Here is a 20440-nt window from a genome sequence, read left to right on the forward strand (position 1 = left end):
ACAAAAAATGGCTGAAAGCTAGATTTTATCTAACTTTCAGCCATTGAAATTTTTATACTTTCCTATACATTAAAAAAAAGAGAATTATTTTAAATTCTCTTTTAACATTTTTATTATTCAGTTACTTCATCTTGTGGAAGAGCATCTTTTCTTGAAAGGTTAATTCTTCCTTGAGAGTCTATTTCAGTTACTTTAACTAAAATTTCATCTCCAACAGATACAACATCCTCAACCTTTTCTACTCTCTTCTTATCTAATTTAGAAATATGACAAAGTCCTTCTTTATTAGGTAAGATTTCAATAAATGCACCAAATGCAGCTATTTTAGTTACCTTTCCTAAGTAAACTTCACCTGCTTGAACTTCCTTAGTTAATCCTTCAATAATTCTAATAGCTTCATTTACTCCATCATGATCTGGTGAAGAAACAAATACTGTACCATCTTCTTTAATATCAATCTTAACACCTGTATCAGCTATTATCTTATTAATAACTTTACCACCTGCTCCAATAACATCTCTTATCTTTTCTGGATCGATAGAAATAGTTGATGTTTTTGGTGCAAATTTAGATACTTCTGATTTTGGTGCTGGTATACACTCGTTAATTTTATCTAAAATGTGTAATCTAGCTTTTCTTGCATTTTTAATTGCTTTTTCAATTACATTAAAGCTTAATCCCTTAATCTTAGTATCAACTTGAATTGAAGTTATACCTTCAGTTGTACCAGCTACTTTAAAGTCCATATCTCCAAAGAAATCTTCGATTCCTTGTATATCAGTTAAAACTTCTTCTTCGCTTAAATCTTCTGATGTTATAAGACCCATTGCAATACCTGCTGCTGGTCTCTTAATTGGAACACCTGCATCTAATAATGCTAATGTAGATCCACAAACAGAAGCTTGAGAAGTCGAACCATTTGAGCTTAATACTTCTGAAACTAATCTAATTGTATATGGGAATTCTTCTTCTGAAGGAATAAGTGGTTCTAAAGCTCTTTCTGCTAAAGCTCCATGACCTATTTCTCTTCTACCTGGACCTCTTAATGGTTTAACTTCACCAACAGAGTAAGCAGGGAAGTTATAGTGATGCATATATCTCTTAGATTCTGTTTCACCTATACCATCTATAATTTGAATGTCTCCAACAGCTCCTAAAGTAGCTACAGTCATAACTTGAGTTAATCCTCTTGTAAATAAACCTGTTCCATGAGTTCTTGGAAGTAAATCTACTTCACATGAAATCTTTCTTATTTCGTCAAAAGCTCTTCCATCTGGTCTTCTAGAATGGTTTAAAAGCATATCTCTAACTACTTCTTTTTGCATGTTATAAACTATTTCTTTAGAATCTGCAAATGTATCTGGGTACTTCTCTGCAAATTCTTCAGTTATTTTATCGTTTACTGCATCCATTGCTGCATTTCTTTCATCTTTATCAGTAATCCACATAGCTTCTTTGATCATTTCACCAGCGAACTCTTGAATATCCTTTGTAAGTTCTGCATCTGGTTTATAAAGAACAGGTTCATCCTTTTCTTTTCCGAACTTAGCCATTGCTTCTTCTTGGAATGCAACTATATCCTGACACTTTTCAAAACCATATTCAATTGCTTTAATCATTGTATCTTCTGGTATTTCATTTCCACCAGCTTCAATCATCATAACTCTTTCTTTAGTTGCACAAACAGTTAATTGAAGAATACTTTCTTCTCTTTCTTTTGAAGTAGGGTTTAAAACAAAATTTCCATCGATTAATCCAACTTGCACTGCTGCAACTGGAGTTGTAAAAGGAATACTTGATAGAGATAATGCCATTGATGCTGCATTAATTGCTAGAATTTCTGGTAAGTTATCTTGTTCTACAGATACAACTGTACAAACCACTTGAACATCATTTCTATATCCCTTAGGGAATAATGGTCTTAATGGTCTATCTACAGCTCTTCCGAAAAGAATTGCATTTTCTGAAGGTCTACCTTCTCTTTTTATAAATCCACCTGGTATTTTACCAACTGCGTATAATCTTTCTTCATATTCAACACTTAATGGGAAGAAATCTATTCCTTCTCTTGGTTTTTCTGAAGCATTAACATTTGTTAATATTACTGTATCTCCATAGCTCATAAAAATAGCTGCATTTGATAACATTCCAACTCTACCAAACTCAACCTTCATATTTCTACCAGCTATATTTCTTTCTAGTATATTAGTCATTTAATAACCTCCCTTCAGGTTTTACGGTTCTACTAATTTAATTTTTTTAAAATAATAGAGCGGATAAAACCCGCTCTATAAAGACTATCTTCTTAAGCCTAATTGTGCTATTATAGCTCTGTATCTTTCGATATCTTGTTCAGCTAAGTAATTTAAAAGACCTCTTCTTTGTCCAACCATCATTAAAAGCCCTCTTCTTGAGTGGTGGTCTTTTTTGTGAACTTTTAAGTGTCCAGTTAATGAGTTGATTCTTTCAGTTAAAAGAGCGATTTGAACTTCTGGTGAACCAGTGTCTCCTTCGTGTCTTCCGTATTGTTTGATTAATTCTTGCTTTCTTATTGCGTCCATAATGACACCTCCAATTAATTTATCCCCTATTTCCAGGAAAAGAGAAATCACCCTCAAATCTTAGAAGTAGGTTCTTCATGAAATATTATAGCAAAGTAAGTCTATCTTGTAAACATAATTTATAATTTTAAATTTTTTTAGATTTTATCATCTAATAATAAAAAATTATATATTATTTTGACCTATGACTTCACTACTTTTCTCTGCAAATTTTTTATCTTTTTTTAATTGTTCAATCAATTCATTAAGATTATTAAATTTTATTTCATCTCTTATTCTATCAATAAAATAAATATTAATTTCTTTTCCATATATATCATTACTAAAATCTAATATATAGGTTTCTACAGTTAATTCTTGCCCATCTACAGTAGGATTATTCCCTACAGAAGTAATTCCTTTAAAAATTTTTTCATTAATTTTTACATTAGTATAGTAAACCCCTTTTTTAGGAATAACTTTTTCTTTATCAATCTCTAAATTGGCAGTTGGAAAACCTATAGTTCTTCCTAGCTTTTTACCATCTATTACTTTTCCAGAAAGCATATATGGTCTAGATAACATATTAAATGCTTTTCTTACATTTCCTTCTATTAACTCTTTCCTAATTGTTGTAGAACTTATTATTTCACCTTGAATTTTACAAGGTTCCATTACATATAATTTATACTTATATTCTTCCTCGAACTTTTTTAAAAGCTCAATATCACCTAAATTTTTATAACCAAATTTAAAATTAAATCCTACGACAATTCCTTTTACATTGTAAGTTTTACATAACCATTTAATAAAGTCATCTGGCATCATTTTCATTATTTTTTCATCAAAATCTTTAAATGCCAGTATATCTATACCTTCTTTTTGTAAAACTTCAATCTTTTCTTCGTTAGTCATAATCAATTCTATTTTGTTATTAATATTTATAAATGTTCTAGGATGATTTTTAAAAGTAAAAACAACTGATTTACCACCATTTTTCGCCGCTAAATTTTTAACTTTTCTCACTAATGACAAGTGTCCTAAATGCAATCCATCAAAGCTACCAAGAGCTATATAATTATTTCTACTTTCTTCATCAAAAGCCTTGTTATCATATATTAGCATTATTTTTTCTCCTATGTGATTAGTAACTTCTCTATTTTAAAGCCAGCATTATTTCTTTCACCTAGGCCTATAAAATTATTATTTTCATCATACACTCTATATAATCTATTATTAATAATCTTATCTTTAGTAAATCTATTATCAGCAACTCTTACTCCATTTATAAGAAGTTTTACATACTTTCCATGGACTGTAATTGCTTCATATTTGCTTAATGCTTCTTCCATTGTTACGATATAGTTACCTATATTTCCTTCTGTTAAATCATTAATATTAATTGACTTTTCTTGTGAAAATACAGAAGTTTTTGATCTATTTAGTTCTGTCATAGTTCCAAAAACTCCTAGCTTTTCTCCTATATCATAACATAGACTTCTTATATAAGTACCTTTAGAACATGTAACTTTCATAGAAACATAAGGGTTATTTATTTTAATATCTTCAATATTATAGATTTTTATTAATCTACCTTCTCTTTCTACTTCTATCCCTTTTCTAGCTAACTCATAAAGTCTAACTCCATTTTGCTTTAAAGCAGAATACATAGGTGGAACTTGAGAATATTCTCCTATAAACTCTCTAATTACATCTAATATATCTTCATTCCTTAAATTAGAAGTGTCCTTCTCTTCTAAAATTTCTCCCTCTAAATCATAAGTAGTTGTCCTAATTCCCAACTTAAAAGTAACTTCATATACCTTCTCTGAATCCATGATATAATCTATTATTTTAGTTGCTCTCCCAATGCATACGGGCAATACTCCTGTGGCTTCTGGATCTAATGTTCCAGTATGTCCAACCTTTCCTGTTTTAGCTACTTTTTTTACTACTCTAACAACATCAAAAGATGACATTCCTTTTGGTTTAAAGATATTTAAAATACCATTCATATCTTACAACTCTTTCTGTATTTCATTTAATATTTCGTATTTAGCTTCTTCCATTGACATATTTTTAATTTTTATACCAGAAGCTCTTATATGACCACCGCCACCAAAAACTTCTGCTATTTTTCTTACATCAACATAACTCTTAGCTCTTAAGCTAGCTTTAACACCATCTTCAACTTCTTTTAATAATAATGTTACTTCAACACCTTTAATTTGAAGTCCATAAGAAATTATATCTGATGTATCTCCTATATCAATTCCTAAATCTGCTGTAAAATTTTTATCTATTTCTAATAAAGCAACTTTTCCATTTAAAATAAGTTGCATATTACTCAATGCTTTTCCAATTAGCTTTATTCTGCTAAAATCCTTATTATCAAAAAGACTTTGATAAATAAAAGTATTATCTACACCTATTTTCTTCAATGTTGCAGATATCTTATGTGTTCTTTCTGTTACGTTAGAATGTCTATATGCACCTGTATCCGTTACTATTGAAGTATACATACAAGTTCCTATATCTTTTATAACGCTATTTTCTTTTTCAAAACTTATTCCCATTAAATTTAACAGTTCAAATACTATTTCTGCTGTTGCAGCTGCATTTGAATCTATATAATTAACATCACCGTATTTATCATTTGAAAGATGATGATCTATATTTACTATTGTGCCAGTGAACTCTTTTAAATTTGCACTTACTCTCTCTAAATTTCCACAATCAAGCACTACTACAATATCTGTTTCGTCTACAGGCTCTGTAATTTCTCCTGTAATTTCATCTGATCCTTTTAAAAACTTTAAATTTTCTGATAAAGTATCTTTTGATATTATGTAACAATCCTTGTTTAAACTCTTTAAAGCGTTAAAAAGTGCAAGAACACTACCTACTGCATCACCATCAGGTGATACATGGTAGGTAATGCCTATTTTTTTACTTTCTAATATAAACTTTGCAATTTGACTTAATGTCATATTACTTTTCTTTTACCTTTTGAATTAATTCTTCAATATGCATTCCATAATTGATTGAATCATCAATTTCAAATATTATTTGAGGATTGTATCTTAAATTAATTCTTTGACCTATTTCTTTTCTAATATATCCACTAGCATTTTTTAGAGCAATAAATGTATTGTTCTTTTCTTCATCATCTTTTCCAAATATACTTACAAATACCTTTGCATATCTTAAATCTTTAGTTACTTTTACATCAGTAACTGATACCATGGCAGTAAGTCTTGGATCCTTTATTTCATTTCTTATTATATTACTAATTTCTCTTTTTACTTCTTCGTTTATTCTTCCGCCTCTATAGTTAGCCATTTAAAACACCTCTTAAAGCTCTTTTCTTTTAATAGCTTCCATTGTAAATGATTCTATAATATCGCCTTCTTTAAGATCGTTGAACTTTTCAACACTTAAACCACATTCATATCCTTTAGCTACTTCTTTAGCATCATCTTTGAATCTCTTTAATGAAGCTAATGTTGATTCGAATATTACGATACCATCTCTAATTACTCTAACTTCAGAATTTCTTACAATTTTACCATCTATAACATAACAACCTGCTATAGTTCCTACATTTGAAATCTTATATGTCATTCTTACTTCTGCTTTACCATTTATAACTTCTTTATATTCTGGTTCAAGCATACCAATCATAGCAGATTTAACATCTTCAATTGCATCATATATTATTCTATATGTTTTTATTTCAATGTTTTCTTTTTCTGATTGAACTGTTGCATTTGAATCTGGTCTTACGTTAAATCCAATAACTAAAGCATTTGAAGCTGCAGCAAGTGTAACGTCTGTTTCTGTTATAGCACCAACAGCACCATGTATTACTCTAACCTTAACATCATCAGTAGATAATTTCTCTAAAGATTGTCTTATTGCTTCAACAGAACCTTGAACGTCCGCTTTAACAACTATAGCTAATTCTTTAACCTTTCCTTCTTGGATTTGACTGTATAAATCTTCTAAAGATACTCTATTAGAAGCTTGGTGACTATCAGCTTTAATCTTTTGCTTTCTAACTTCAGCCATATTTCTTGCAGTCTTTTCATCTTTACAAACTATAAATCTATCACCAGCAGCTGGCACTTCAGAAAGCCCTAATATTTCAACTGGAATAGATGGTCCAGCACTCTTTATTTTCTTTCCTCTATCATCAAACATAGCTCTTATTCTACCGTAAGTAGAACCAACTAAGATAGAATCACCTACATTTAAAGTACCATTTTGAATAAGTAGTGATGCAACAGCTCCTCTACCCTTATCTAATTTAGCTTCAATTACAGTACCCTTAGCTTTTCTATTTGGATCTGCTTGTAACTCTTGCATTTCAGCTGTTAATAGAACCATTTCTAATAAACTTTCTAAATTTTCACCAGTCTTAGCTGAAACTGGAACACAAATAGTATCTCCACCCCAGTCTTCTGAAACTAATCCATGCTCAGTTAATTCTTGTTTAACTCTATCAACATTTGCACCTGGTCTATCAATTTTATTTATTGCAACGATCATAGGAACCTCTGCTGCTTTACAGTGGTTAATTGCTTCCTTTGTTTGTGGCATTATACCATCATCTGCAGCAACAACTAATATAACTATATCAGTAACTTGTGCTCCTCTAGCTCTCATTGCAGTGAAAGCTTCATGTCCTGGAGTATCTAAGAATGTAATCTTTTCTCCATTTAAAGAAACTGTATAAGCACCTATATGTTGAGTTATTCCACCAGCTTCACTAGCAGTAACTTTTGCATGTCTTATAGCATCTAAAAGTGATGTCTTACCATGGTCAACATGCCCCATAATTGTTACTATTGGAGGTCTCTTAACTAAGTTTTCTTCAACAACATCAGTTTCTTCTTCAAATGCTTCTAATTCTGTTCCTTCTTCTTTCTTTTCAACTAAAACTTCGTATTTTTCACAAAGTTTTTCAGCAGTAGAGAAGTCTATTTCTTGGTTAACACCAGCCATTACACCTAAGAATATTAAATTCTTAATAACATCATTTGTTGGCTTACCAAGCTTTTCACATAATTCTTTAACTGTTATTGTTTCACCAATTTCAATTACTCCACATGCAGCTTCAGCATTTCTTTCAACTTCTTCTTGCTCTAACTCTTTTTTAGTCTTTTTCTTTTTTCTTACACCTTTATTAAGTGACTCAGCAAGTTCTTCTTCATATTCATCAACTAAACTTTTCTTGCCTTCACTATTACTAGTGTCACCTAATAGTTCTTTTATTAGTGTTGCATCTTCATCTTCTATTACACTCATATGATTTTTAACTTCAACACCAAATTCTTCCATTAATAAATTTATTAAATCTTTTGAGCTAACGTTAAGCTCTTTTGCCAATTCATATACTCTAATCTTTGACAATAAAATCACCCCCGGTTAATTTCTTCCTTCTTCATTTTGGTACAAGGATATTAACTTTTCAGCCATGTTTTTATCCACTACAGCTAAAACTTTTAGTTCCTCTCTTCCAATTGGGTTACCTAGTTGTTCTTTAGAAAAGCCTTCTATAAGAGGAATTCCCTTTTCAGCACAGTGATTTCTGAACTTCTTTTTTGTACTATTAGAAGCATCATCACTTAGTATTACAAGATAAAAACTACGTCTGTTACGTTGTTCATCACATTTGCTATACCCTTCTATTAAATTCCCTGATCTTTTAGCAAGACCTAAAAAATTAAAAAACTTATTCATTAACTATCTCTTCCCTTAATCTGTTGTATATTTCTTCATCTATTGCAACATCAAGGTTTCTACTTAATCTTTTTGCTTTAAATGCTTTTTCTAAGCACTCAATACTTTTGCAAATATAAGCGCCTCTTCCTGCTTTTTTTCCTGTTAAATCAACAGAAACTTCACCCTCTTGGCTTTTTACAACTCTAATAAGCTCCTTCTTAGGCTTCATTTCCATGCAACCTGTGCACATTCTTAAAGGTATTTTCTTTACTTTCATAAAAAAATCCCCCTTATTCCTCTATAGCTTCTGCTTGTGACTTACTCTTTATATCTATCTTCCAATTAGTTAATTTTGCTGCTAATCTTACGTTTTGACCTTCCTTACCAATAGCAAGTGATAATTGATTATCATCAACAATAACTTTAGCAGATTTAGAATCTTCATCAACTGTTACACTTAGAACTTTTGCTGGACTTAAAGAACTTGCTATAAATTCTTCTGGGTTTTTACTCCATTTGATTATATCAATCTTTTCACCTTTAAGTTCATTTACGATATTTTGAACTCTTGCTCCCTTAGGACCAACACAAGCTCCCATAGGATCAACATTTTCATCATGAGATACTACTGCAATTTTACTTCTTGATCCAGCTTCTCTTGAGATGCTCTTTATTTCAACAACACCTTCATATATTTCTGGAACTTCTAGTTCAAATAATCTTTTTACTAATCCAGGATGTGTTCTAGATACTATTATTTGAGCACCTTTAGAAGTATTTTTAACTTCTACAACATATAATTTAATTTTTTCATTAAATTTATACTTTTCTCTTGGAATTTGTTCATTTGGTCCAATTGCTGTTTCAAGCTTTCCAATATTAACAAAAACATTACCTTTATCTTCTCTTAAAACTGTTCCAGTTATAATATCATATTCTTTTTCTTTATACTCATTATATATGATACTTCTTTCAGCTTCTCTTATTCTTTGAGTTACTACTCCCTTTGCAAGCTGTGCTGCAACTCTTCCAAAATTCTTTGGAGTAACTTCAAAATCTACCACATCATCTAAATCATATGTAGGTTTTATTTCTTGAGCTTCTTCTAATCCTATTTCAGTAACATTATCAAAAACTTCTTCAACAACAATCTTTTGAGAATAAACATGTATTTCTCCACTTTCTCTATCAATTGTTACTTTTACATTTTGTGCTGAAGATGTTGGACCAGCATAATTTTTCTTATATGCTGCAACTAACGCATCCTCAATTGTTGTAAATAATAAATCTTCACTAATACCTTTATCTTTTACTATTTCTTTAAGAGCACCTATAAACTCTTGGTTCATCTTAAATACCCTCCTTACTATATTTCCCCTTCAATATTTGCACTTTTAATTTTTTCTTTTGGTATGCTTATTAAAGTGTCTGCTTCAACTATTATATTTTCTTCATTAACTTCTTTTAAAATACCTTTAACACTTTTCTTTCCATCGATAGCTTTTGCAAGCTTAACCATTACTTCTCTACCTACAAATCTCTTATAGTGAGCTTCAGTAAATAATGTTCTATTTAAACCTGGTGATGAAACTTCTAAGAAATAAGCTTCTGGTATAGGATCTTTTTCATCCATAAGATCACTTACTCTTCTTGAAAGAGCTTCACAATCACTTAAAGTGATGCCGCCTTCTTTTTCTATATATATTCTTAAATAATATTCTCCATTTTCCTTAACATATTCAACATGATATATTTCATAGTTAAGTTCATCTGCTATGGGTTTAACCATTTCATAAATTTGAGTCACTAAGGCATCATTCTTCATAATTATCCTCCTTTGCAATATTCAGTTTTTTAGGTAATTTAAAAAATAGATATGTAAAAACGCAACTAAAAAAGTAGTTGCGTTCAAATAGAAAGAGCGGGAACAAGCCCCACTCTTCATTTTCTAGCTATTAGTAAATTACTTCTTAATATATCTTATCATACTTTACTAATAAATACAAGGGGCTATAGCAACATTTAAGTTCCCCATTTTAAACTTGCCCTAATTTGTATTTTTTTATTCAATATAATACTCTTTAGTTATATTATTTATATAACTTTATAAGCTCATCAAAAGCTTTTAGAGATTTTTCAATCTTATCATAAGATATACAATAAGATAATCTAAAATATCCTGGGCATCCAAAAGTTTTTCCTGGTACTGCTAATATATTAAACTTTTTAGCATCTTCACAAAACTTAACATCATCTTCTATTGGTGATTTTGGGAAAAGATAAAATGCTCCATCTGGTTTTAGACATTCAAATCCTATAGAAATTAAGTGATTATATAATAAATCTCTATTTTTCTTATAAATATTAACATCAACTTCTAATTTTAAACTTTCTTTTATTACTCTTTGGAAAAGTGAAGGTGCATTAACGAATCCTAGAATCCTATTTGCTATATTTAAAGCTGCTGTTACATCTTCAAAAGTATTCATCTTAGGATTAATTACAATATAACCTATTCTTTCACCTGGTACTGATAATGACTTACTATATGAATATCCTATAAATGAATTATTATAATAATTCAATATACAAGGTACTTTAATATTATCATATATAATTTCTCTATATGGTTCATCTGAAATTAAATAAATATCTTTATTAAATTCTAATTCCTTTTCCCTTAATATAGCCGACAATTCTCTTATTGTCTCTTCACTATATATAACTCCACTTGGATTATTAGGAGAATTAATAATTATAGCTTTAGTCTTATTTGATATTTTCTTTTTTAACTCTTCTAAGTTTAATTGAAAACTATTTGTGTTTGCTGATACAACAGTTACTATACCATCAAAATTCTTAACATAATTAACATATTCCCCAAAGAAAGGTGCAAAAACAATAACCTCATCCTCTGGATCTAAAATGCTTTTTAAAATTACATTTAACCCTCCAGCAGCACCACAAGTCATAACTATATTTTCACATTTTAATTCAAGATTATATTCTTTTCCTAAATGATTAGCTATAGCTTCTCTAACATCTTCATATCCCGAATTATTCATATATCCATGAATAAAATTAGGCTTTTCCTCATTAAGAATTTTATTTATTATCTCTTTAATCTCTTCTGGTGGTTCTACATTAGGGTTACCTATACTAAAATCAAAAACATTTTCTTCCCCATATATACTTGATAATCTCTTTCCTTCTTCAAACATCGCTCTAATAGTAGAACTATTTGAAACCATAGTTCTCATTTTGCTTGAAATCATTTTCTAGCCCCCTTATCTTAATAATTAATTAAATTTATTTTTTATTACCCCAATAGCTACACCTAATATACTTACTTCCTTTCCTTCTAAATATATCTCACTATATTTAGGGTTTGCTGGAACTAACATAGGCTCTTTACCATTTAATTTTAAAGTTTTTAAAGTTGCTTCTCCATCTAAACTAGCAGCAACAATATCATTATTCAATGCAGTATTTTGTCTCTTAATAACAACTAAATCTCCATCATTTATATTTTTCTCAATCATACTATCACCTTTAACATGTAATATGAAAGTCTCTTTTCCTCTTTCTAACCAACTCTTAGGTAAATTAAATTTTTCTTCTACCTCATCATTAATTTCGATAGGATTACCTGCTGCTATATTACTATATACATCAACTTCAACTAATTCCTCTTCATTAAATATAGTATTATCATCTAAATAAATCTCTTTCACAGTGGAAGAACTATCCATATTAAATTCAACTATATTTTTATATTTCAAGTTCACATATTGGAACTTTTCCATATAGTTTTTTTCTTTATTTTTCTCTTCTTTAAATTCCTTCTTAAAAGAAAAACTTCTTCCTTTAAAATCAGCTCCAAGTGTTTTTAACCTTCTACCTTTTACTAACCAACACATTTTATTATTATAAAATTCGTTATTTAAAATAAAAACAAATGATGAATGTGCATTATTAGAATATATACTTTTTACAAATTCAATTTCACCTTTAGTTAGTGCCTCTACCTCATCTAAAATTATGTGTGTGTATTTTTCTTTATAGTCTTGTCCACATTTTATTGCAAATGATACTTTATCATAAGAATCGTAATATCCATTAGCTCTTAATATAGAAGTATATAATTCCTTAAGGGTATATATAGAATCTCTACTATATGAATTTTTTATTAATCGATATTTTCTACCTTTTCTTTCAACTTCACTATATTCTTCTCTTGTAAAATTACATGCCTTTATCCACATAATTTCATCATACAAGTCTTCAGTTTTAATCTTATTAATAACTTTAGATTTTTTTGCTAAAAATAATAATTCATTATGAAATTCTTTTGTTTTTATAAACTTATATGCTTCTTCAAAAGAAATAGCTTTTAAATTCAGTTTATTTTCTTTCATGTATCTTCCAGAAAAATCTTTTATTAATACATTTATTAAGTTAAACTCAACTCTTGACTTATCTATAGTAAATAGCGAATAAAAATCACTTACTTTACTTTTTTCTTTATATAAACTTTTACTATTTTCTAACTTTTCACTATTTGAAGATAAATATAAAATCTTATCCTCATTATATATACAATAATTGTTTTCTAAATTTATAACCCTATGCAAAGCTGCTACTGTCTTTCCTGTTAATGATTTTCCTTTCATCAATGAAAAACCCATATTTTTATTATTTATGAATCTATTTTGATTTTTTGTTAATTTCATATTTATACCTACCATCATACTTCTCATAAGCGAGATTCTAAATTTTAATTTTAGTTAATTTAAGTTAACTGAAACTCCAAATTTTAATTTGGTTAGTTAAACTTACGCTATGGTGTACTCATTCGACCTTTAGGCGAAGGAGTTTCATTGTATTATAAAGAAAAACCCCAAAGAAAGAACATAACTTTGGAGTTATAAAATAATTTTATTCATTTATTGATAAAAAGTCAATTAATTCTGATTATTTATTACTTAAATATTCATCTATTGCAGTAGCTGCTTTTTTGCCTGCTCCCATTGCTAAAATAACAGTGGCAGCACCTGTAACTGCATCTCCTCCAGCATAAACACCTTCTTTTGTTGTAAGACCTGTTTCTTCATCAGCAACTATGCATTTCCACTTATTAATTTCTAATCCTTTAGTAGTTGAGGAAATTAATGGATTAGGAGATGTTCCAAGAGACATTATAACAGTGTCTACATCCATAATAAACTCAGAATTTTCCTTAACAACTGGTCTTCTTCTTCCAGAAGCATCTGGTTCTCCAAGTTCCATTTTAACGCACTTCATTCCCGTAACCCATCCTTTTTCATCTGTTAAAATTTCTGTAGGATTAGTTAATACATCAAATATTACACCTTCTTCTTTTGCGTGATGAACTTCTTCAAGTCTTGCTGGTAATTCTGATTCACTTCTTCTATATACAATATGAGTCTCCGCACCAAGTCTTAATGCTGTTCTAGCTGCATCCATAGCAACATTTCCTCCACCAACTACAGCTACCTTCTTTCCAACCTTAACCGGTGTATGGTATTCATCTTTAAATGCTTTCATTAAGTTTACCCTTGTTAAAAATTCATTTGCTGAAAATACTCCATTTGAATTTTCACCTGGTATTCCCATAAATTTCGGTAGCCCTGCACCTGATCCTATAAATACAGCATCAAATCCTTCCTCTTCAATCAATGAATCTATTGTAACTGTTCTTCCAACAACTACGTTAGTTTCAATTTTAACACCTAACTTTTTAATATTTTCAATTTCAGATTTTACTACCTCTTCTTTTGGTAATCTAAACTCAGGTATACCATAAACTAAAACTCCACCAGCCTCATGTAAAGCTTCAAATATAGTAACGTCATAACCTTTCTTTGCTAAATCTCCTGCACAAGTAAGCCCTGCTGGTCCAGAGCCTATTACAGCTACTTTTTTACCTTTTGATTCTTCTTTATCAGAAAGATCAACGTTATGATTTCTTGCCCAGTCAGCTGTAAATTTTTCTAGTTTCCCAATAGCAACTGGTTCACCTTTTATTCCTAATACGCACTTTCCTTCACATTGAGATTCTTGCGGACATACTCTTCCACAAACAGCTGGTAATGCACTATACTTTGCAATTTCTTTTGCTGCACCTTCAAAGTCTCCCTCTTTAACATGAGATATAAATCCTGGTATATCTATTGATACGGGACATCCACTTACACACCTTGGATTTTTACATCCTAAACATCTACTCGCTTCATCTAAAGCTCTTTCTTCATCATATCCTAAGCAAACTTCATCAAAGTTTTTTGCTCTTACACTAGCTTCTTGTTCCCTTACAGGTATTCTCTTCATTCTATCTACTACTTTATTCATTACTTATGACCTCCGCATCCGCAACCTTCTCTATGATGTGTGTCGCCTTCCTCTAATTTTAGGATAGCTCTTCCCTCTTCACTTTTATAAAGAGATTGCCTTCTCATACTTTCATCAAAATTTACAAGGTGCCCATCAAACTCTGGACCATCAACACATGCAAATTTAACTTCATCTCCTACCGTAACTCTACAAGCACCACACATACCTGTACCATCAACCATAATAGGATTTAAACTTACAGTGGTTTTTATATTAAGCTCCTTAGTAAGCATTGACATAAACTTCATCATTATCATTGGTCCTATGACAACGGCATGGTCATATTTCTTTCCTTTATTATTTACTAAATCTAATAAACAATCTGTAACTCTACCATTAAATCCATAAGAACCATCATCAGTAGATATATATAAATTTTTAGCTACTTTTCTCATCTCTTCTTCTAATATTACTAACTCTTTATTTCTAGCCCCAATAATAACATCAACATCAATATTATTATCATAGAACCATTTTACTTGTGGATAAACAGGTGCTGCACCTACCCCTCCCGCTACAAATAAAACTTTTTTCTTTCTAAGTTCATCTAAGTCTTCATGTACAAACTCACTTGGCTGACCTAATGGTCCAACAAAGTCTTGTACATAATCACCTACTTCAAATTTAGCAAGCTCTTTTGTGCCATATCCAACTGTTTGAAAAACTATTGTAACAGTTCCCTTTTCCCTATCATAATCTGCAATAGTTAAAGGGATTCTTTCACCCTTATCATCATTTTTTATAATAATGAATTGTCCAGGCTGAGCTGATTTAGCTACTCTTGGCGCCTCAATATCCATTAAATATATGTTTTCAGTTAATAATCTTTTACTTGTTATCTTATACACCTTAATAACCCCCATAATTTTCTTATGTTATATTTTATAACTAAATTTTAAGTTTAGAATCTTTATTATAAGTTTAAGAATGCACTTTTAAATTTGTTTACTTAAAAATGCATTCTTAAATCAATAAACTATTTATTAAAAGTCTACTTTATTTCCATAGAATGTACATGAAAGAAGTTTTTCCATAGTTTCATCATCAATTGTTCTTGGATTTGAGCCTGTACATGCATCTAAAACAGCATTATGAGCTATATGTTTAACATTATCCAAAAACTCTTCCTCAGTTACTCCATATTCCTTCATTGACACTGGAATATTTAAAGCTCTATTAAATTCATTTATTTTTTCTATTAGTGAATCTGTTAACTCTGCATCAGTATTTCCTTGTAACTTTAACATTTTTGCTATATCAGCATATCTATCTTCACATTCTAATCTATTATATTGAATTACATATGGTAAGAAAATTGCATTAGCACATCCATGTGGAATATGGAATACAGCTCCAACTTTATGAGCCATTGAATGTACTATTCCTAGTAAAGCATTACTAAAGGCCATACCAGCTAAACATTGTGCTTCATGCATTAAATTTCTAGCTTCTACATCACCTTCAAAAGACTTAACTAAATATTCATTAACCATATCAATAGCCTTTAAAGCTAATGGATCTGAAAAATTCGATCTTAATGAAGCTGTATATGCTTCTATTGCATGTGTTAATGCATCCATTCCAGTATGTGCAACAAGTTTAGCAGGCATTGTTTGTGCTAATTCTGGATCAACTATTGCAATATCTGGAGTTATATTAAAATCAGCTAAAGGATATTTAATTTTCGCTTTATAGTCAGTAATTACAGAAAAAGCAGTTACTTCTGTTGCAGTTCCTGAAGTTGATGGTATTGCTACAAATTTAGCCTTTTGTCTTAATTCAGGTAAACCAAAAGGTACGACTGCTTGTTCAAAAGTAAAATCAGGATACTCATAAAAAATCCACATTGCTTTTGCCGCATCTATTGGTGATCCTCCACCCATAGCTACTATCCAGTCCGGTTCAAAATCTCTCATTACAGCTGCTCCACTCATAACAGTTTCAACTGATGGATCTGGTTCTACTCCTTCTATTAACTTAACTTCTATTCCAGCTTCTTTTAAATAACTTTCTACTTTATCTAAGAACCCAAATCTTTTCATTGAGCCTCCACCAACAACTACTACAGCTCTTTTTCCCTTTAAAGTTTTTAATACTTCTAAGGAACCTTTCCCATGATAAATATCTCTTGGTAATGTGAATCTTGCCATATTTTTTCTCCTCCTTAAAACCTTTCATAAATACATCTTTATACACTATTTTAAAATTATTACTTAATTTGTAATATAAATTAATTATACCATAAAATTACTAAATTGAAATATATTTTTATCCATAAAAAGATACCTAAAGACAACTTTCATATAAAGTTAACCTTTAGGTATCTTTTTTTACATTTTATTCTTTTCCTATGTTTTCTTCCTTATACTTTTTAGAATTATTATCAAGAGCTTCTATCATTTCATCAACCTTTTGCCAATTTTCAAGAGATGCCCCAGCCGCTAGCATATGGCCTCCACCTCCAAAGCTAGATGCAATATCATTAACTCTAGGCCCATTAGATCTTAACTCACAGAAAATTGAACCATCTTCTTTTTCTACAAAGAAATTCCAATTATTTATTCCTGAAGTATCTTGAAGCGCATTTACCATTCTAGCAGCCTTTATTGGTTCTAATCCATATTTTTTAGCTATCTCATTTTTTACTTTTAAGTATGCCATTCCATTTTCAGTAGTTACATAGTTACTATAAATATATCCTAAGAATTTTAATTCTGCTTCTTCTCTTTTATACATATTTGCGTAAATCTCTTTTGTTTCTAAATCAAAAGTAATTTTAGATAGTTTTTCAAATAAATTAGTTGGATTATCTATATATAAAAATCTTCCTGTATCTCCAATTATACCTGTAAATAAAGCACGTCTTCCTTTTTTATCTATATTCAACTTATCTTTATTAGCTAAATATAAATCTAAAATCATTTCACTACAAGAAGAATAATTAGTATCTACCCATGTTAGATTTTCAAATGGAGCATCAAAAGGCTTATGATGATCAATTTTAATTATATAACCACAATTATTAAATGATTGGTTATCAACTCTTTCCTTATTGGCTACATCTACTATAATAGCTAATGAGTCTTCATTTATCTCTATTTCATCATCCATAGTATTTATATATTCTAGGTTTTTTGAATGCTCTCCTAATAATACTACTTTTTTATTTGGATATGTATTTTCAATAATACTCTTTAATGCAGTTTGAGAACTATAAGAATCTGGATCTGGAAAAACATGACGATATATTGCTATAGTATCATACTTCTCAATTTTATTTATTATATTTTTCATTAATTTTTCTTTCATTTTTAATACCTCCTAAAAATAAAATTTAAATATTCAATAAAAAAATCCCCTACTTAGCAAGGCTAAGCAGGGCATAAATTAATTTATAATTTTTAATATCTTATTCACGGCTTATTGAAATCTCAACTTGAGATTCCATTTCCTTTAACATAGCATCAATATCATCTGAAGGTCCATTTAAATATGCTTGAACCTTTTCATCAGCAACAGTTCTAGCTGATTGAGCATTATTTATTGCTGGACTGAAGTAAGCGTATTGTAAAGAATCTTTTGCTACTTCATAAATCTTACCATATAAAGAATTACTATCTGCTACTAATTCTTGAACTAATGTAGAGTCTTCTGCAGACTTTCTAACTGGTAAATATCCAGTTGCACTTGCAAACTTAGCAGTATTTTCAGTGTTAGTTGCAAATTTGATAAATTCATATGCAGCATATTGTTGTTCCGCTGGAACATCTGTAGTTACAAATAAAGAAGCACCTTGTTGAATAACAGCTTTATCTTTACCTTCAAAATAAGGAACTTCTACTATAGCTATATCAAAAGCACCATTAGTATTTATATGTGCAAATCCAGCTGAAGAACCTTGATACATTAATACTTTTTGATTTGAGAATGGATCTGATAAGAATTTTTCTTCACTAGTTGTTGTTCTAAAGCCACCACTTTGAACTTGTTTTCTGTAGAATTGCATAAATTCTTTTGACCAATCGTTAACAACGTTAATTTTTCCATCTAATTCAACAAAATCTTTTCCATCTTCTTTTAAAGTAGAAATAAATGCATTAGAGCTTGAATCAAATCCAAAACCTGGTATTCCTAATTGTTCTTTTGATTTTTGAGATATTTCAGCTAATTTTTCAAAAGTTAAATCTTTTAAATCATCAACAGTATATCCTATTTTCTCTAATAAAGTTTTATTAACATATACAACTTCTGTAGATTTAGTCATTGGGAATCCATAAATCTTATTTTCTCCCCATTGTGATAATTCTTTTACAAAATCCGGAACAAAATCATTTTTCAAATCTTCTGCCATTCCTACAGTTTCATTATTAACATAAGGTGTTAAGTCTGCAAGCTTATTATTATTAATTAAACCTGTTGCAATATCTGGATAAACATTTATTATAGCTGGTAAAGTATTTGCTTGAGAAGCTACTATAACTTTTTTGTTTAAATCTGGTATATTACCTTGTGCTGAAGCCTTTACTGTTATTCCTAACTCATTTGAACTATTGAAGTCATCAATTATACTTTGTAACACTTCTGCTTGTTTTCCATTCATATAGTGCCACATTTCAATTGTAACTGGATTTTGTAATTCTGTCACTATTTCTTGTTCTTGACTTGAAGAATCACCTTTTGAGCAACCTGTTAATGCTGTAACTGCAAGTGCTCCAGCCATTAAAGATGCTAATAATCTTTTTTTCATTCGTTTCACCTCTAAAACCTAATTTATATATATTTTTTTAAGAAAAGATTATTAAAAGATAAAGTATTTAATTTCATATACACATAATTAAAGCATTTATAATAATAACTTTTATATAAATAATCAAAGCATTAATACTTCATCTTTTAATTAAAACTTCTCCTATAAACTTAATAATTTTGATTATCCTTTTGTTCCCCCAATAGATATACCATTCATAATCCTTTTATGTAAGAATATATAAACAACGATTATTGGCATTGTAATTACTGTTGATGCTGCCATTAATAATTCATAGCTATTTCCTACATCAGATTTGAAAGCTGTTAAACCATTTGCAAGTAATCTCATATTATCACTATTTGTAACAAGCAATGGCCATAAGAATGCATTCCATGAATTTATACCTACTAATATACAAATTGTAATAATTGATGGTTTAGCCATTGGAACTACTATTCTCCATAAGAATTTCCAATCACTTGCTCCATCTACTTTTGCTGCATAATATAATTGCTTTGGAATCTTTAAGAAGAACTCTCTAAGCATATATATGTATAAAACATTTGCCATATATGGAACAAATAATGCTGCATAAGTATCAGTCATTTTTAATTGTGATATAGTTTTAAAATTAGTTACTATCAATACTTCTCCTGGTATCATCATTGATGCTAAGAAAAGCGCAAATATAAAGTCTCTACCTTTAAATTCAAGATGTGAGAACGCAAATGCTGATAATATTGAAATTATAACTGTAGTAATAATACTTAAAGCTGTAACTACAATTGTATTTATAAAATATCTTCCAAAAGGAGCCATTGATAAAGCTTTACTAAAGTTACTCCACATAAACTTATCTGGCACCATTGTAGGTGGCGTTTGAATAACTTCAAAGCCTGACTTTAATGATGAAGCTATCATCCAATAAAATGGAAATAACGTTATTAAAGCAAAGACTACTAATAAGAAGTATTTAATGGCTACCTTAAAATTATTTTTATTTTTCATT

General features: G+C 29.7%; 19 protein-coding genes. All 19 read right to left on the reverse strand.

Features of this window, described 5'->3' with window-relative positions; genetic code table 11:
- Positions 1-113: 113 nt before the first annotated feature.
- The 19 genes from I2E98_RS07855 to I2E98_RS07945 all read right to left on the reverse strand — a co-directional run bounded on the left by I2E98_RS07855 (position 114) and on the right by I2E98_RS07945 (position 20439).
- The gene (locus I2E98_RS07855) at positions 114-2213 is read right to left on the reverse strand and encodes a polyribonucleotide nucleotidyltransferase (protein ID WP_195468400.1); all 2100 of its coding nucleotides are present in this window, start codon (positions 2211-2213) and stop codon (positions 114-116) included.
- A gap of 84 nt (positions 2214-2297) precedes the next feature.
- Complete coding sequence (gene rpsO, locus I2E98_RS07860; RefSeq protein WP_133014141.1) at positions 2298-2561, reverse strand: 30S ribosomal protein S15; 264 nt, start codon at positions 2559-2561, stop codon at positions 2298-2300.
- Between the two features lie 165 nt (positions 2562-2726).
- Positions 2727-3665: a bifunctional riboflavin kinase/FAD synthetase gene (locus I2E98_RS07865; protein ID WP_195468401.1), complete on the reverse strand. Its 939-nt coding sequence runs from the start codon at positions 3663-3665 to the stop codon at positions 2727-2729.
- 11 nt (positions 3666-3676) lie between these two features.
- Positions 3677-4555: a tRNA pseudouridine(55) synthase TruB gene (gene truB / locus I2E98_RS07870; RefSeq protein WP_195468402.1), complete on the reverse strand. Its 879-nt coding sequence runs from the start codon at positions 4553-4555 to the stop codon at positions 3677-3679.
- 3 nt (positions 4556-4558) lie between these two features.
- The gene (locus I2E98_RS07875; RefSeq protein WP_195468403.1) at positions 4559-5530 is read right to left on the reverse strand and encodes a bifunctional oligoribonuclease/PAP phosphatase NrnA; all 972 of its coding nucleotides are present in this window, start codon (positions 5528-5530) and stop codon (positions 4559-4561) included.
- Between the two features lies 1 nt (position 5531).
- A complete protein-coding gene (gene rbfA, locus I2E98_RS07880) occupies positions 5532-5882 on the reverse strand; it encodes a 30S ribosome-binding factor RbfA (RefSeq protein ID WP_195468404.1) in 351 nt (116 codons plus the stop codon).
- Between the two features lie 12 nt (positions 5883-5894).
- Positions 5895-7955 carry a translation initiation factor IF-2 gene (infB, locus tag I2E98_RS07885; protein WP_195468405.1) on the reverse strand — a complete coding sequence of 687 codons (2061 nt, stop codon included), beginning with the start codon at positions 7953-7955 and terminating at the stop codon, positions 5895-5897.
- Positions 7956-7970: 15 nt separating this feature from the next.
- The gene (locus tag I2E98_RS07890; protein WP_195468406.1) at positions 7971-8285 is read right to left on the reverse strand and encodes a ribosomal L7Ae/L30e/S12e/Gadd45 family protein; all 315 of its coding nucleotides are present in this window, start codon (positions 8283-8285) and stop codon (positions 7971-7973) included.
- Positions 8278-8544, reverse strand: a complete 267-nt coding sequence (locus tag I2E98_RS07895) for a YlxR family protein (RefSeq protein ID WP_133014148.1) — start codon at positions 8542-8544, stop codon at positions 8278-8280. Before I2E98_RS07895 ends, I2E98_RS07890 begins: the two co-directional genes overlap by 8 nt.
- A gap of 13 nt (positions 8545-8557) precedes the next feature.
- Positions 8558-9616, reverse strand: coding sequence for a transcription termination factor NusA (gene nusA, locus I2E98_RS07900; RefSeq protein ID WP_195468407.1), 1059 nt, complete (start codon positions 9614-9616; stop codon positions 8558-8560).
- 17 nt (positions 9617-9633) lie between these two features.
- Positions 9634-10092, reverse strand: coding sequence for a ribosome maturation factor RimP (rimP, locus tag I2E98_RS07905; protein ID WP_195468408.1), 459 nt, complete (start codon positions 10090-10092; stop codon positions 9634-9636).
- Positions 10093-10357: 265 nt separating this feature from the next.
- Complete coding sequence (locus I2E98_RS07910; RefSeq protein ID WP_195468409.1) at positions 10358-11542, reverse strand: pyridoxal phosphate-dependent aminotransferase; 1185 nt, start codon at positions 11540-11542, stop codon at positions 10358-10360.
- A 24-nt stretch (positions 11543-11566) separates the two neighbouring features.
- Positions 11567-13000 carry a transcriptional repressor LexA gene (lexA, locus tag I2E98_RS07915; protein WP_243251028.1) on the reverse strand — a complete coding sequence of 478 codons (1434 nt, stop codon included), beginning with the start codon at positions 12998-13000 and terminating at the stop codon, positions 11567-11569.
- 241 nt (positions 13001-13241) lie between these two features.
- Complete coding sequence (gltA, locus tag I2E98_RS07920) at positions 13242-14639, reverse strand: NADPH-dependent glutamate synthase (protein WP_195468411.1); 1398 nt, start codon at positions 14637-14639, stop codon at positions 13242-13244.
- The gene (locus I2E98_RS07925; protein WP_195468412.1) at positions 14639-15529 is read right to left on the reverse strand and encodes a sulfide/dihydroorotate dehydrogenase-like FAD/NAD-binding protein; all 891 of its coding nucleotides are present in this window, start codon (positions 15527-15529) and stop codon (positions 14639-14641) included. The genes gltA and I2E98_RS07925 overlap by 1 nt, the downstream gene beginning before the upstream one ends.
- A gap of 135 nt (positions 15530-15664) precedes the next feature.
- The gene (locus I2E98_RS07930) at positions 15665-16831 is read right to left on the reverse strand and encodes an iron-containing alcohol dehydrogenase (RefSeq protein ID WP_148323087.1); all 1167 of its coding nucleotides are present in this window, start codon (positions 16829-16831) and stop codon (positions 15665-15667) included.
- Positions 16832-17018: 187 nt separating this feature from the next.
- Positions 17019-17990 carry a bifunctional oligoribonuclease/PAP phosphatase NrnA gene (locus tag I2E98_RS07935; RefSeq protein WP_195468413.1) on the reverse strand — a complete coding sequence of 324 codons (972 nt, stop codon included), beginning with the start codon at positions 17988-17990 and terminating at the stop codon, positions 17019-17021.
- Positions 17991-18090: 100 nt separating this feature from the next.
- The gene (locus I2E98_RS07940) at positions 18091-19428 is read right to left on the reverse strand and encodes an ABC transporter substrate-binding protein (protein ID WP_195468414.1); all 1338 of its coding nucleotides are present in this window, start codon (positions 19426-19428) and stop codon (positions 18091-18093) included.
- Between the two features lie 183 nt (positions 19429-19611).
- The gene (locus tag I2E98_RS07945; protein ID WP_195468415.1) at positions 19612-20439 is read right to left on the reverse strand and encodes a carbohydrate ABC transporter permease; all 828 of its coding nucleotides are present in this window, start codon (positions 20437-20439) and stop codon (positions 19612-19614) included.
- Between the last annotated feature and the right edge of the window lies 1 nt (position 20440).

The organism is Clostridium sp. D43t1_170807_H7 (genome assembly GCF_015555905.1).
Lineage (GTDB): Bacteria > Bacillota > Clostridia > Clostridiales > Clostridiaceae > Clostridium.

Coding starts and splice junctions, on each gene's coding strand:
- I2E98_RS07855 (WP_195468400.1), bottom strand. CDS start 2,213: ATGACTAATATACTAGAAAGAAATATAGCTGGTAGAAATATGAAGGTT.
- rpsO (WP_133014141.1), bottom strand. CDS start 2,561: ATGGACGCAATAAGAAAGCAAGAATTAATCAAACAATACGGAAGACAC.
- I2E98_RS07865 (WP_195468401.1), bottom strand. CDS start 3,665: ATGCTAATATATGATAACAAGGCTTTTGATGAAGAAAGTAGAAATAAT.
- truB (WP_195468402.1), bottom strand. CDS start 4,555: ATGAATGGTATTTTAAATATCTTTAAACCAAAAGGAATGTCATCTTTT.
- I2E98_RS07875 (WP_195468403.1), bottom strand. CDS start 5,530: ATGACATTAAGTCAAATTGCAAAGTTTATATTAGAAAGTAAAAAAATA.
- rbfA (WP_195468404.1), bottom strand. CDS start 5,882: ATGGCTAACTATAGAGGCGGAAGAATAAACGAAGAAGTAAAAAGAGAA.
- I2E98_RS07890 (WP_195468406.1), bottom strand. CDS start 8,285: ATGAATAAGTTTTTTAATTTTTTAGGTCTTGCTAAAAGATCAGGGAAT.
- I2E98_RS07895 (WP_133014148.1), bottom strand. CDS start 8,544: ATGAAAGTAAAGAAAATACCTTTAAGAATGTGCACAGGTTGCATGGAA.
- nusA (WP_195468407.1), bottom strand. CDS start 9,616: ATGAACCAAGAGTTTATAGGTGCTCTTAAAGAAATAGTAAAAGATAAA.
- rimP (WP_195468408.1), bottom strand. CDS start 10,092: ATGAAGAATGATGCCTTAGTGACTCAAATTTATGAAATGGTTAAACCC.
- I2E98_RS07910 (WP_195468409.1), bottom strand. CDS start 11,542: ATGATTTCAAGCAAAATGAGAACTATGGTTTCAAATAGTTCTACTATT.
- lexA (WP_243251028.1), bottom strand. CDS start 13,000: ATGAAATTAACAAAAAATCAAAATAGATTCATAAATAATAAAAATATG.
- gltA (WP_195468411.1), bottom strand. CDS start 14,639: ATGAATAAAGTAGTAGATAGAATGAAGAGAATACCTGTAAGGGAACAA.
- I2E98_RS07930 (WP_148323087.1), bottom strand. CDS start 16,831: ATGGCAAGATTCACATTACCAAGAGATATTTATCATGGGAAAGGTTCC.
- I2E98_RS07935 (WP_195468413.1), bottom strand. CDS start 17,990: ATGAAAGAAAAATTAATGAAAAATATAATAAATAAAATTGAGAAGTAT.
- I2E98_RS07940 (WP_195468414.1), bottom strand. CDS start 19,428: ATGAAAAAAAGATTATTAGCATCTTTAATGGCTGGAGCACTTGCAGTT.
- I2E98_RS07945 (WP_195468415.1), bottom strand. CDS start 20,439: ATGAAAAATAAAAATAATTTTAAGGTAGCCATTAAATACTTCTTATTA.